Origin of the sequence: Pseudoalteromonas sp. MMG013 (genome assembly GCF_018100885.1) — a bacterium.
In the GTDB taxonomy this organism is placed as follows: Bacteria; Pseudomonadota; Gammaproteobacteria; order Enterobacterales; family Alteromonadaceae; genus Pseudoalteromonas; species Pseudoalteromonas aurantia.
The window spans coordinates 1-14,339 of sequence record NZ_JAGJEE010000035.1 but is presented as its reverse complement, the minus strand read 5'-3'; the positions used below and the strand labels follow the sequence as shown (position 1 = coordinate 14,339).

The window sequence follows — 14,339 nt, the reverse complement described above, 5'->3', positions numbered from 1 at the left end:
AAAATATTTATATAACGCATTGTCTATTTATTGTTCTTTATAATTTTATATGTTGTTTCTTTATTAATATATTCATATTCGAATTTTACTACTGGTTACTTTGTGGTTTTTTGATAACAAACTTTTGTTTAAATAAAAGGTTTGATGAAACTTTATTGTTTTTCACGTATTATAATTCTTTATTTTTTACATTGATGTAAAAATATGTTTGTTATTGGTAATAATAGTAAGGAAAGAGTAATGAATAAGGCAGAAACCAATCTTTGTTTTTTTAAAAAATACAAAGTATTGATGCCCCTATATGTGTTGATGTTGTGTATGTCCAATTTTGCATCAGCTGTGAGTGTCTATGGAAAAGTGACACATTCTTTAAGTGTATCTTCTAATATTTATCTTGGTGAATCAATACACGTTAATTGGTCACCACTTTCAACGTATTCTAGTGTAAATTTCTCGTTTGCAAAGCTAGGAGTACGCCATAATGGTGGCAGTTGGAGTTTTACGGATTATCGTGGTTCAGGCACAACTATTTCACCTTCTCAAACTGGCACATGGTGCTTTATTGTTCGTGGTTGGGATAGCACTGCAAACCAGTTTGGTTTATTTGGTGCTGAACAATGTACAACCGTAAATAACCCGCCGGTGCCTAATAACCCAAATACTCCCTCTGGTTTATACTATTCACCGATAAATCAATCATACTCTATATCGTGGAATAGTGTCCCTTATGCGGCTCATTACCTAGTGAATGGAACAGTAGTACGCGCTAATAGTTATTCACAATCGTATACTTCATATGGTAATAAATCACTTGTTGTTCAAGCTTGTAACATGCTTAATCAATGTAGTAGCGGAAGTCAAAAGGACTTTTATATTTACACTGGGCCGGGTACACCAAATATTGTAAATCCGGCAAGTTCGGTGACGAATATTGAAGAAGGGAGTAGTGTTTCTTTTTCATGGGGAACGCCAGGCGGAAGCGTACCAGGTATTCGTTATAAAGTTACTAAAAACGGTGAGACTATTTCCTTTTCAAGTGATAAGGCGTTTTCTGATGTCTTGCACACAGCCGGTACATATAGTTATTCTATTCAGGCAGTTAATCCAAACGGTTTGTACGGAGGAAGTGTTAATAGGACTGTAATAGTTTCGAAAAAAGAGCAACCATTAACCCCGCCTAATATCGAAGTTCAATATGAAGGGAAAGCGGCTTATTATATTCCGGTGAATAAAAAATTTAGTGTACTTTGGCCGCAAGTGGACGGAGCGACATATCAGCTGACAGAAACATATGGTGTACAAAGTCAAATCGTAGGTAATGCACCACTCATCAATATTGAAAAAGCGCGCCATGGGAAATACCAATATACGGTCGCAGCCTCAAACTCAAAAGGATCGGTGAGTGCTGAAGCATCTGTTTACGTTTATACCTCTCCTGGGGCGCCAAAATTACAGGGCAATCATTTACAGCTGGGCACAAATGAAGGTTTCACAATCAATTGGGAACGAGCTGGAGGATTGATTGCAGGTGCTTGGTATGAAGTGAAACGCAATAGTGAACTTTTACAAAAAGACACAAAGCAAAGTTATACGCAAGCGCTCGGGTTTAGTGTAGCCGGAGTATATCAATATGTTATATCTGCTTGTAATCCTGAGTTAGCATGTACAGACAGCACTTTCTCTGTAGAGGTGACGGATCCGGTAACACCGCCTAATGCACCAACAGGCACTGCTAGCCTAGTAATGGAAAGGAATACGTCGACACTGGTTGATAACTACTATAACCCAAGTGAAAAGTTGATATGGAATATTTCAGCGGTTGCAAGTGCTTCATATTATGATGTTCAAATTAAGCCGTTGGCAGAGAATGTAAATGCAGGTCTTAGCAGTCACTCTAATCTCAGTGTTATAAAACATCGAGTGGATTTAGCCGGCAATTCAGATGGCAATAATGTTTGGTTCAATTTTGGACAATTATCATCTTTGAATCAAAGTTTAACATCAGGTCAAAGTGTCAGTATTAAACTGACTCCTTGTAACGAGCATGGTTGCAGTATCTCAGAGCAACGAGCTTACAAACTGGTGTATGTGGCATGGCCTGAGCAAAGTGCTTATTATGAAGGCAGCCCAATGCATATTGCATCTATCGCTGGCGAAGTGGATGGAACACAGAATTTTATTTTTAATAAACTGTGGCCTAGGAACAGAGTTCAATCGAGACCAGATCAAAATACTGAAACTTTTCACTTTTATGAGTTATCAGCAACAGAACTGATGGATGCATATATGTATCCTTACAAAAAAGAAAATGATGTATATGTATTAGATTATCAGCATAAGTTGTTTGATGCTGTGTCTCTTTGGGATATGGCTGTTAGGGTGAAAGGTAATGGTACACTGAATGATACTGTATTACCTGAACCGCATAATAGTTTCAAGGTTGTCAGTGAGCGCCATCGTACAAGAGAGTTTTTTGATAATGTATTTGGTGTAAAAGATCATTTAATGCTGAAAATAAGTGAAAGTAACCATGCTTTAAAAGATTTTAAAACTTGGCATTTATTTAAACCGTTAGGGAATGAACGTAGTGCGCTACTTGATGGTTTACATGAGTCAGCTAGTCAATACACAGGGAGCGCACCACGAAGAGGGTTTTATCTGACTTTACAAGCGCCTAAATTATCTTGTGATAGTCAGACATCATGTAATAACGAGCAGAATGCGCGTATACGTGAATTAAAAATATACATTGATGAAGCACTAGAACAATTTGCCTTATTTAACTTATATAACCCGAATACACATGTGAGATTTGCTGGATTTAAGTGGAGTGCTGAGTCAGCTGCAGTAATAGATCCCGGTAAGTGTAGAATAGACATAGCGTATTGTGGTAATGAGTTGAATGAAGTATTAGCCGCAGTGAAGGCGCATATAAAACATAGAAGTGAGCACCTAGAACTGGTTATGTCTGCGTATTCGAGAATACACGATTATGCATATGCAAGTGATAAAACGTTCTCGAGTATGTCTTGTCAATTAAATAATAACCAAAGGGAATGCATAAATAAGTTGACGACTATTAAAGCCTCAGGATTTGAAGAACATTTTGATAAAATTTGGTTACAACCAAATGCGGCAATACAGCGTTTTGATTCACAAAAGCGCAAGGTCGAAACCTTAGTTGGCCAGGATATAGACTACCAAGGTGTAGATCGTGAAATATTAGATTGGTACAACAAAGGTATATTTCAAAAGCTAGAGCATGATGATTCGCTCGATAAATATTCAATGCTTATTGAGTACACTCGTCACGGTGGGGAAAGTAAAGTAAATGATCAAGCGATGGAGTATGGGTTATCACTAATTAACCCAAATCATGTTAATCCAACGCATAATAACTATATTTACGAGTCATTTAATGGTCGCCTTGACGAAAGCAAAGGGTATTACGGTGATATGAGCTATTACTTTGATTACATTATGTCAGCGTTTCCTGCATCGTTTAGAAACGGGAATAAAACATATGCGTATGACGATAACGGTGGATTAGTTTATTGTTATGCAACATATTTAGCTAAAAAGCCAGATAGCAAACAATGTGATTATGCCGCTGTATTTAACGCTAAGGTCGTTCGTTATAATTTGATTGAATCGGTAAGTGATATTGCTTCTTTGTACTCATTTGTATCTGCAACTCGAAATGGTGGGGCGAATTATAAAGGAGATAACAATTTGTTTCCTGATAGCCCGTTGTTGAAGCTAACGAGAGGTGTAACTAAAGAGTCACCACGTATAAATATCACCGGTACTGGAAAACATCAGGTATCTGTCAAAGCTCTGGTCAGAGCTAGATTATTAGAGACTGAGGCTTTTAAAGATAGCGTTGAGGCTCTAACATGTTCTGAACAACCATCTATTAAAGTCACGTTTTATTCGGCACAATCTTCGGCGTTAGCTGAACGCGAAATTCAGTTAAGCCCAGCACAATTGAAGTACGCGTGTATGACCCACGAAAGGCGCAGAGCATATTTAGATGGTGGGAAAAGTGAGCAGAAAGTAATTATTGGGGGTGCAGAAGCAATTACGACGTCTCTTTGGACAACAGTTGATAATTGGGAGCTATTAGAGAGTGCAATCGACATCCCTGATGGTGCAGTGACGATGCAAATTGAGCTTCACACTATCCCAGTCAATGGGGTTCAGAGTAATTTAGAAGGCTACTTATTTTATAGGCCAGAGTATAAAGTTCATTAACTTATAAAACGTATGTGGGAGACAAGTGTATTTTGTCTCTCACATATACTCTGAAGTTATATGCTTGTGTACTCATCATATTTATTTGTGTAATAGCGAAAATTTCACATATCCTACTTTTAGTATGTCAAACAACCCACACTAGCATCTAACATGGTTACGATTGTTTCGATGAAGCAAATTGTGCATGTACTTAGTGCTGACACAGAGCACATAGTGCCGTTAATGTCAGTCAGATATTTCATGCCTTTCCTCAGTTACTTATAATTGATGAGTCGTGATGTTTTTGGTGCATATGTGAGAGAGCTAGAGAGTGGCCAAACAGATTAATCATTCTAACTGAATGCGATTGGTGTCAAAAGTAACGGATGGTTTTATCGCTGAACAAAGCCACCGGTGCTTGGGTGATGTTAATTGAGTTGACCTAACAAATAGGTTTTCACAAAATTAGACAGCCCTTGCAAAACAAGGGCTAAATGGGATCACTGTTGGTCAATATTATTATCATAGAGTGGTTTTAGTGGGCCTGCTGTTACCCAGTTGCGCATTACTTGCGCTTGGCTCAATGAAAACATCCTTTTGTCCTCATCAGCTATATTGTTGTGACGCATATAGTTGAAGAGTAGGTCTTGATTAATGCAGCTTGGACTTTGTTTTATCACGCCGTCGCACGATAGTGTATGGTGACTCCCTTTGGGGCCATCGGCTATGTGGCCAACTAAGCCTAGAAAATGTCCAAGTTGATGGGTCAGTGTTTTATTTAGCTTAGGATCATAAGTACGACTTGAATAGTCTGCAACAGCACGATAATCAAGACTGATCCCAGGGGCGACTGATGTTCCAGCGGGATACGTGATACTGTACTGAGACTGCTCAGACGGTTTTTCTCCAACCCAAATATTGATGTATTTATGCGGTTGGTACAGCGAGCCTAGCATGCTTGCGGTGCTTATATGTCCCTGATCGGCTATACGATTTATTCCCGTAAATGTTTCGCCACTGGGTTGCTGTGTCGCTAAGTAAAACTGAATGCCCACATCTGCAATATAAGGGATATGCTCAACAGCGACCCTCGCTGTACCACTTAACATATTTAGAGTTTCGAGCAAATCTGATGATCTGAAATGTAAGTTAAGCAATTCAATTTGGGTTTCAATTTGAATATCATCGATAGTGAAATTCTCATTTTCTAGGACATGAACCACGATAGGTAATCTAATGGTGTGGGAAAATGCTTTGGGGGTGTCGAACTGAGATTTAAATTTAGCTGTAATATGACAGGGAGATTGGGCATTTTTTACAGACCATACACCAGATGTTTTTTTGACACCGCACCCTTGAATACTGTCGAGGACTTGGTCAGTATGGGGTTTGGTTACAATATTAAAGTCGCTACCTTGCTCGACTCTCTTTGGTAATGATATAAACCTTCCATACCCTTCGACTGAGCTTGTGATCGGTAGCAAGTTACTATTTGTTTTGCTCGTGACGTAAATTGTACAAACTTTACTGCCGCCAATCACTTGGATTTTTTGTGTATGTTTGTCAAACGAGGCATCACAGCCCTTGATATCGGTGACTCGGTATCCAGATTGCGCATTCAGCGTAAAGTCACCTACCTCTCCTATACTCAAGCTGAGTGATTGTGGGGCAGCGGATATAGCGTCATTGTCGAATTCAATATTAATGTTGAATTTAGTGGTTTTTGTATTTTCACTATTTTGCATGAGCGCGGCGATTGAACCACTGTCTTGTGTTGGCGTTGTGTCATTATCACCAGAGCAGCCCAAATTGACTAAGCTGAGTAAAGCAATAGATAAAACGCGAGAACTGATCATTTCGTATAAACTCCTAACATGTGATGTTGCTGATGGTATTACCTGATAGTAAACACTTAACCGTAAGCAATCCGTTATTGAGAAGAGGGCACACTATCACTGTATTGGCTTTGTTTACTCTGAATAGTTCTTAGTAGTTATTTTTATGCCTTTTAATACTGGTTTTCGTTTTTTAATTTATTGAAGTATATGCTTATAATTTTTCTTAACGAGATTCTTACGGTTGTGCAAATAAAGGGGCTGACTTTTTAAGTTGCTTTTTTTCCGAGAAATCATCGAGGTTTTTGTAACCTTCACTACGGCATTTACGGTTTCTTTTAGCTCGCTATTTTATATGCTGGTCTGAGTAGTACTCAGACTGTCGTGCAGAGGTGTATAGTCAAAAAAAGTTGTGTTATAAACCTTAGCTCGAATTTAAAAGGTTTATGTTGCAGGCCAGAAGACACAGCTATAATTGGTTACAGGCTTTAGTGGCAAGAATATAGAAAATGGAATAGAGGATGCAAAGTTTGCAATTCAAGGTTGGACAGTGGGTATTAGACGAACGGACATTCTGTATTCGAAATAATGATAAACACGTTGAGTTAAGTCCAACAGCATTTAAGCTTTTACAGTTATTTATTTCACATGAAGATAAAGTGGTCTCTATTGCGACTATTAAGGAACAGGTTTGGCAAACGGAATTTACCACTGATAACTTGGTTTATCAAACCATTCGTAACCTTCGGCTGGCACTCGAAGATGGAAACGAACAAGACTACATTAAGACAGTTCCTCGATTTGGCTATCAACTTATCGCACCGGTAACCCAACATGACAGTAAACAAGTATCACGCTCGGTCGCGCCGAGAACTGAGCGAGAAAAAAATCGATTTGTGTTGATAGGCGGGATTTTAGTAACGCTTTTGGCGGTGATGGTGCTGACACGTTATACATGGTTATATTTTAATCAGACCCAAAGCCAAATTGCACTCAAGGTGAACACACCGGCACACTTAGTGGTTATTAACCCGTTTTCTGGACAAAATAATGAGGTGTTTAGTCAGTTTGTAGACAATCTATCTAAAACGTTGCACATCACACAAGTTCAGCGCGCTGAACATAGTAATATGCTGGAGACTATCAACGGCCTCGGTAGCGATACAAAAATTGTGTTGGAGTATATATCTGATAAAAACGCGATGTTGGGGCTGGTTTTTATGGGGTTACCATCCCGTTTAGTTCATATTGAAATGCAACCATTAGAGAAGCTTGATCAGGCAGTTGTTTCAAATTTAGTAAGCCGTGTTACGACACCGATGTTGAAGCAGGGTAATTCAGGCATTGCAGAACTTGTTAGGGCTAATACACAGTTAAAAGCATTGGCATCTTTGTCTAACAGTGAGCAGCTAGAAATGGCGAAACAAAAACTGTTTGATGAAATTGAAGAGAATAGCTTAAACGAGCAACAAAAAAGAGCAAAACTTGCGTTTATCGACACCTTGCTGGCATTTTATCAAATAGATCACTTTGATAATGAACGCCTGTTATCCGGCGTAAATTATCTACTTGCACGGTATCATCAAAGCAATTATTCGATCATATCCGCGGCGCTATATTTGGCTGAGCAAGGCGCAATAAATATTGCATTTCAGCTTGTTGAAAAGTTAGAACAAGATCATTTTCTCACGTATATTCAAGGCCTATTTCATCTTGAGTTAGGGGAAGATAAACGCGCATTACACCATTTTGAAAAAGTCTTTAGACACGAACAAAGTTTTGAAGATAATGCTTATTTTTATTTTCAAGAACTATTGTATAGCAAACAAAATACACAAATGAGCCAGTATAGTGGGTGGTTAGAAAGTAAAAGTTATTTATCAAACAATATCGATTACATATTTTTCAATTGGTATGTCATGCATGGCAAATTTGAACTCGCTATGTCACTACTCACTCGTTTTCAAGATCAACTCACTTGCAATGATGATCTCACCGGTTCAGCAGCAATGCTGAACTCCGCCTTAGGGGATGTACGCTGGAGTGAGCGCTGGATGACACAGTTAAATGAAGTGAATGCGAGAGATTGGCGTATTCCGTGGCTGACATTTGCAAACTATGCGACAGCTGACACATTAGCGACTTATTCGAATTGGTATCAAGGGTATGCTTCTAGTGTGCTGGGAAACAACGGTTTATTTGAACCACTATTTTTAAGTGCGGTCATTGAACTCTCAATAGGACAAAAACATCACGCAGAACAAGCGCAATCCTTGATGACTAAGGCGACATCAAGCTTCAGTCAAGATGCAGTGATAAAGTTAGCCAATGCCGTGATTGAATCACAATTAGCCTTTGATAACCAAGATGAGCGCATACAATATTTGCTCAAGTATGAACCTTTGGCGCTGGCACTGCCTAATGATGAAATTGCATTATCAGATTTGATCCTTGGCAGTTACTTTATGCTTAATGACGATATAAACAAAGCAGAGCGCGCACTGGTGCAGGGTTGTAAAAAAAGCCCCGCGTTATGTGAGCGCTGGGGAACACTTCCCATTTTTTCAGCGGTTGTGAACACAACGAGCACACAACTCACGATTAAAAATGCGAAACATGTGATTAGCGCTGCACAACCGGCTTTGGAAGATTTCAATCAACAGCTGTTTCAGGTGTGTCGGTAATGTGGTTTTTTCTTTACGGCTTTGAGTGTATTTGTACTTGATTGATTTTTATTGATTTCAAATGAGAGCGGCAGTCAATGAATGTAAGGGCGTTGCGTAAAGCGAGCGTAATACACTCGCTTTATTGCGCCGTTATTTACACTGACTAATACTCTAGTTGTCCGCCGTTATTTATGAATGTAACGTATTCATTCCATACATCTTCAACTCCGCGACCTAGTGTCTGTCTGAATGCTGCGTCAAATGACCATGTATAGTTACCCATGTCTTTCGCGGCTTTGTTAAATTTGTAGATAAATTGATTATCGAGGCGGCTTTGCACGTAATGGAAAAAGAAGCCAGTAGTGGTGTAGCCACCAAGCCATTTTTTGGGGTCATTCACATTAGGTTGGCGGGTTTTATGAAATCCAGCACCAATGCGGACACCATCCGCTAAGCCTTCAGTAAATGCCCAATAGGCTTGACCATCACCATAAGAATCATGCGTTAAAGGGGAGTTGTTATAGCCATGGGTCACCTCATGAAATAAAATGCCATCAATTTCATCAGCAATAGCCGCATCTGAGTTGCCGCCTTCACGATAGAGTTTTTCTAAATGTGTGGTACTCACTACAATGGTCATCTCACCTGATCCATCTTCCCCCATTTTATACGCAACGAATTCTTTGCCCCAATGATCTTTAGCACGCAATTCAAAGCGGAGCTTTTTAAAGCGGTTAGATTCTATCGCGTCTTTATATAAAACTTTTGCAACGTCGATGCAACGTTGTGCCATATGTGCCGCAGGGTCTTGAATGATGCGTTTAAGCAATTGCGATCCTTGCGTTTCAGGGTTTAGGTCGACAAAATCGACCACTGGCTTTTTCCATTGTCCGTTACCCGGATCGGTCGGCACATTTTCTGCAATGGTGATATTAAATTGCGTATTTGAATACCCATACACTGAAACATATAAGTCGTTGCTGGTGGCGCTGCATTGTTCATTTGCTGTAGGAGAAGTACTTTGGCAGATATGCTGACTCGTTGTCGCGACTGCACCGACATTTAAATATAAGTCAGCATCGCCAGTACCTGAGGTGGTTGCGATGACTTCATTGGCCACATTATACGGACCAAAATGCTGCCATTGTCCGGTTGTTAGCCTGTGTTGCTCATTGACCGGCAGAGGGTTTGTACCATTGTCACCACTTGCGTAGCCAAATAACTGAACCTCGGCTAATTGCAAAATAGCTGCACCATTATTATTTTGAATATTTAAGCGTATTTGGTTAAATGGCTGACTATTAAAGAAGTTATACTCTTTTGTTTGATGGCGGCTACTAAAACTCTGACCATTTTGGGCATTCAAAGATGTCCAATTAACCCCATCATTCGAGCCTTGTAATACCCAGCTTTTTGGGTCTCTACTTGGTACATCATTGGCTGACGTAATACTGTAACCTTGTATGACCATACCCTTTGAAAATGTATATTTGAGCCAACCCTGAGGGTCAAAAGTAAGCCATTTACTATATTGATCGTTATCAAAAGCATGATATGCCGACTCATATGTACCATTTTGGGCCGATGCTGTAATAGCTGCAGCATTGGGTTGTGTAATGTCTTCATTAGCAGCTGTGGTTGCGAATGAGCCTGTGCTCGTGCAAGTTAACATAGCTAAGAATAAGTATTTCTTTTTATAACCTTGGTGAAGTTTTATCATCATAATACCCTTTACTTGTTGTATCGTTCCACTTTTTATTTTTTGATATATTTGGCTACGCTAGTAACCCATAAAAATATAAAGTAGATTATTTATTGTTTGCTTTTGGAACGATCTAAATATCAATGGTATTTAAATTTAAGTCAAATATTCAGTCATGAAAAATTAATATAAGATCGTGTCTAAGTAGGGTTAAGTAGATGATTATTCTATCTAGATCACTCAATTTATATTTTTAGTTATATCTTATTGTATTTTGAAATATATAACGGGTGTTATCTTGTCATAATAGAAGTTTATTTTCTTAAGGTTCTGATTTTTTGAGTTTTATTTTGAACTGCACAGACAGAGTGCGTTATTGCGAGGCGATACGGACATTATCACATTGGTAAATCGCACCATCATCTGTTCACCATGTTGGGAATGTTATGATGATCTTCACCGCAGATAAGTTAAACCTCGCAGCCTCAGGCTCAGATAACATGAACGCAGCTGATAGCGAGATGCCCCACGACATTTGGGTATGCCCAATGATGTGTTAAATCATGCGTTATTATCATTGGCACAATTACCTGCACATGAAAAAGCGGCTTGGCAAAGCGTATTTGATTACTATATTTTTAACAATGATGACCAGCATACTCATATTCCAAATGATGCGCAAGGCAGGTTGGCTGCTATGAGCCCCGTACAATCAATGGCGCTACGTACTGAACTGATCAACGTATTGAATAAATAACCCCCCTAATTTGTTAAATGCATTGTTGATTTTTTATTCTTTAAATGTTAATTGTATGTTTCTTGAACTTATTTGAGGAACAAACATGTATCGGTTTAACACATTACTTTTGGCTAAATTAGCCTTAGTGAGCACGATTGCTAATGCGGCAATACCCTATGACAATGCACAATATCATTATACACAGCCAAATGGAGAAGTACTGACAATCTCCTTAGATGGTAACGACTACTTTGCTTATCAGCGTACACTTGATGGGCGATTAGTCATATTTGATAATCAATTAAATGGCTTAGCTTATGCTGAGGTATCAAGTGATGGGGCTGAGCTTATTTCGACTGGGGTGTTAGCCAAGGCGGACACCGCGAATAAATGGCAGCAAAATGGATCAGGCGATAGCGTTTCACAAAAAAGCACGTCACAACAACATGTGCAAAATGTGAAAACATTAACACCCGCCGCTGTCAGTGCAAAAGTAGCACAAGCGCAGCAAGCCATGTTGTTAAGTACCGAACAATTACACAGCCATACTTTAGTTAACAATCAAACCCAACCTCATGTAACGCACTATGTAAATCAAGTCACTACGCTCGAAGAGGCGGCGGGTAATGTAAAAGGCCTGACCATCATTATTGATTTTCCTGATCAGCGAGGCACCATCAATAAAAGCCAAATTGAGTCTTTTTTAAATGACGTAAATTACACCGAATTTGGTAATGCGCAGTCGGTACGCGGGTACTTTAGGTCGGTCTCTGGGGGCAAGTTAGATTATACCAATACCGTTACGCAGTACTACACCGCGAAAAAGAACAAATCGTACTATGCCGACAGCCGTTATAGCTCTACCGTGCGCTCACAAGAGCTGATAAAAGAAGCCTTAGACTGGCTAGAAATACAGCAAGGCTTTGACTTTTCGACGCTATCAACCAACAGCAGTAAGCAAATAAAAGGTTTAAACATTTTTTACGCGGGTAATTCTGACAGCAGTTGGTCAAAAGGGCTGTGGCCACACATGGCACGGTTGAGCCCCCAATTTTGTGCTGACGGCGTATGTACCGACCGATACCAGATCACCGATATGCGTGATAGCTTAGCGATTGGCACCTTTGTACATGAATCAGGGCACTTGATCACCAATTGGCCTGACTTGTATGACTATGATGGCAGCTCAGAAGGCTCTGTCGCAAGCTTTGGCGTGATGGGCTATGGCGCAATCGGCACGACCAATAAGTTTAAACCCACGCCACCGGTGGCACACTTTCGCAACCTTGCTGGGTGGGATGCAGTCACAGAGCTAAACCCTGCCATAAATAGCAATGCACCTAAAGGGGTGTTAACGCATACGTCGGCAAGTAACACATCGTATAAGTGGACCAACCCAGCCAATCGAAACGAAGCGTTTTACATTGAAGCGGTTCATCGCGCAGGACAAAATTCAGAGCAGTTAGACTCAGGGCTTGCAATTTGGCACGTAGACAATGCAGGTAGTAACTCGAATGAGTGGCGACCATACATTCAAATGGAACACGCCGACGCGAATCGAGATCCAGAAAACAACATTAACCGCGGTGATAATAGCGACTTATTTAAAGCCGCAGGAGAGTTTTCAAGTACTTTACCCAATGCATTAACCAATAAAGGCACCAATGCACTGTGGTGGAATGGCCAAGATTCTGGCTTGTCGATTAAGAATATTTCAGACGCTGCGGCCACCATGTCATTTGAGCTTGTTACAGGCACACCGCCCCCAACGGGTGATGTGTATACAGGCACGCTGGCAAACAAAGAACAGCACGTTCACCCTGATGGCCGCTGGTTTCAATATGCGGGAGGCACCATCAGCTTACAACTTGCCGGCCCAAGTAACGCCGACTTTGATTTAAAACTTGAAAAATGGACCAATGGCAGCTGGCAGCAAGTCGCGATATCTGAAACGCCGACATCGCAGGAATCAATTAATTACAATGCCGCCAGCGGTTATTACCGCATATTGGTGTATTCGTATTCAGGCGCAGGAAGCTATCAGTTAACAGTTAATAAATAGCGTGAGTAAGTAAATAGCATGAGTAAGCAGAGCTGAACTTTTATATATGTATCCAGTTCTGGGCTCAAAACGGCAATCACAGGGTAAGCAATTACTCTGTGATTTTTTGAGGTCTGAAAGGAGAGGGTTATTCAATCATTACAGCTTTCCTTCTCGTTATGTAAAGTGAGATTACGCTCGGTTAACTAAAAGTAAAGTCTTAATAGTGTTGAATTTATTATATTTTTTAATTTTTGGATTTTACATAACGAGTCAAATATGTTCTCGGTTAAGTCAATTATCGGGTTCATGAGGTGTGAAAAGATGATTGTTGTGTTGAAGGAAAAGTGTTAAGTTACTAATATATATTAAATTAATTAGCAGTTCTGATTTTCTCTGCATGAAATAAAGGCAGAGTGTTTATCGGTATTTATGCTAATAAGTTGTTAGGTATACATGGAATTGCTGCACAAATTTGCATGTTTTGATTGTAGAGTGGCATTCAAAAGACGTGCAACTGAAGAGTCAAATATGGGTAATGCTTGGCAAACTGATTCAGAACTCGTACATAATTGCCCTAATTGTGGTCGCAGGATGGCTTTTTTAGGTCGAAATTTCCGTGCACCAAAACAGCCTAATAAAAATAAGTGGCATTCGGCAAGGTTACTTTGGGAGGCTGGCTTCAGGTACTGTGGCAGCGGTTATCATTCAGATCCCGTTCTCCCTGAATCCAAAGTTGAAACAATAGAGTTCATTAAGAATAATCCTTGTCACACTCAAAAAATTGCAAGTAATAGCTGTTGGGAAAAGTATACCTAACACATATGAACCTTCTTGGGTCAAGTAAGCATAACGATTCTTTTTAGCTGCTTTAAAGCAGCTAATTTGTATCGGAAATTCTTAAATCTATTCAACTTCGCTATGTCGGTGAGCCGTTAAAATCGTTTACGGCAAACACATATTGAGGGTCTCTTATTGCGATCTCATCGCAGCCTAAAGCAGTCGATACGGCTTATTGTTTAGGGCCACTAGACATTCATCGGTTAACCTTAATCTGACGCTACTCAAGGGGATGGCTCATTCGTCCAGTTAGTTTAAGGCTCAGCTAATGTTAAATTCG

The 14,339-nt window shown here is 39.8% G+C and carries 7 protein-coding genes; 5 read left to right on the top strand and 2 right to left on the bottom strand.

Annotated elements, in window-relative coordinates:
* Positions 1 to 240 precede the first annotated feature (240 nt).
* A complete protein-coding gene (locus J8L98_RS20915; RefSeq protein WP_210998038.1) occupies positions 241 to 4,254 on the top strand; it encodes a hypothetical protein in 4,014 nt (1,337 codons plus the stop codon).
* 482 nt (positions 4,255 to 4,736) lie between these two features.
* Here the strand turns inward: J8L98_RS20915 and J8L98_RS20910 are convergent, their stop codons facing one another.
* Positions 4,737 to 6,092 carry a M43 family zinc metalloprotease gene (locus J8L98_RS20910; RefSeq protein ID WP_210998037.1) on the bottom strand — a complete coding sequence of 452 codons (1,356 nt, stop codon included), beginning with the start codon at positions 6,090 to 6,092 and terminating at the stop codon, positions 4,737 to 4,739.
* A gap of 500 nt (positions 6,093 to 6,592) precedes the next feature.
* Here J8L98_RS20910 and J8L98_RS20905 point away from each other — a divergent pair, with 500 nt between their 5' ends.
* Positions 6,593 to 8,755, top strand: coding sequence for a winged helix-turn-helix domain-containing protein (locus J8L98_RS20905; RefSeq protein ID WP_210998036.1), 2,163 nt, complete (start codon positions 6,593 to 6,595; stop codon positions 8,753 to 8,755).
* 145 nt (positions 8,756 to 8,900) lie between these two features.
* On the opposite strand, the gene J8L98_RS20900 is transcribed toward J8L98_RS20905, so the two are convergent.
* Positions 8,901 to 10,460 carry a basic secretory protein-like protein gene (locus J8L98_RS20900; protein WP_247682650.1) on the bottom strand — a complete coding sequence of 520 codons (1,560 nt, stop codon included), beginning with the start codon at positions 10,458 to 10,460 and terminating at the stop codon, positions 8,901 to 8,903.
* A 520-nt stretch (positions 10,461 to 10,980) separates the two neighbouring features.
* Between J8L98_RS20900 and J8L98_RS20895 the strand changes: the two genes are divergently transcribed.
* The 3 genes from J8L98_RS20895 (at position 10,981) to J8L98_RS20885 (ending at position 14,038) form a co-directional block, all read left to right on the top strand.
* Positions 10,981 to 11,196 (top strand): hypothetical protein, encoded by a 216-nt coding sequence (locus J8L98_RS20895; RefSeq protein WP_210998035.1) that lies wholly within the window; start codon positions 10,981 to 10,983, stop codon positions 11,194 to 11,196.
* 85 nt (positions 11,197 to 11,281) lie between these two features.
* Positions 11,282 to 13,240, top strand: a complete 1,959-nt coding sequence (locus J8L98_RS20890) for a M6 family metalloprotease domain-containing protein (RefSeq protein ID WP_210998034.1) — start codon at positions 11,282 to 11,284, stop codon at positions 13,238 to 13,240.
* 435 nt (positions 13,241 to 13,675) lie between these two features.
* Positions 13,676 to 14,038 (top strand): hypothetical protein, encoded by a 363-nt coding sequence (locus tag J8L98_RS20885; protein WP_210998033.1) that lies wholly within the window; start codon positions 13,676 to 13,678, stop codon positions 14,036 to 14,038.
* The last annotated feature ends 301 nt before the right edge of the window (positions 14,039 to 14,339 follow it).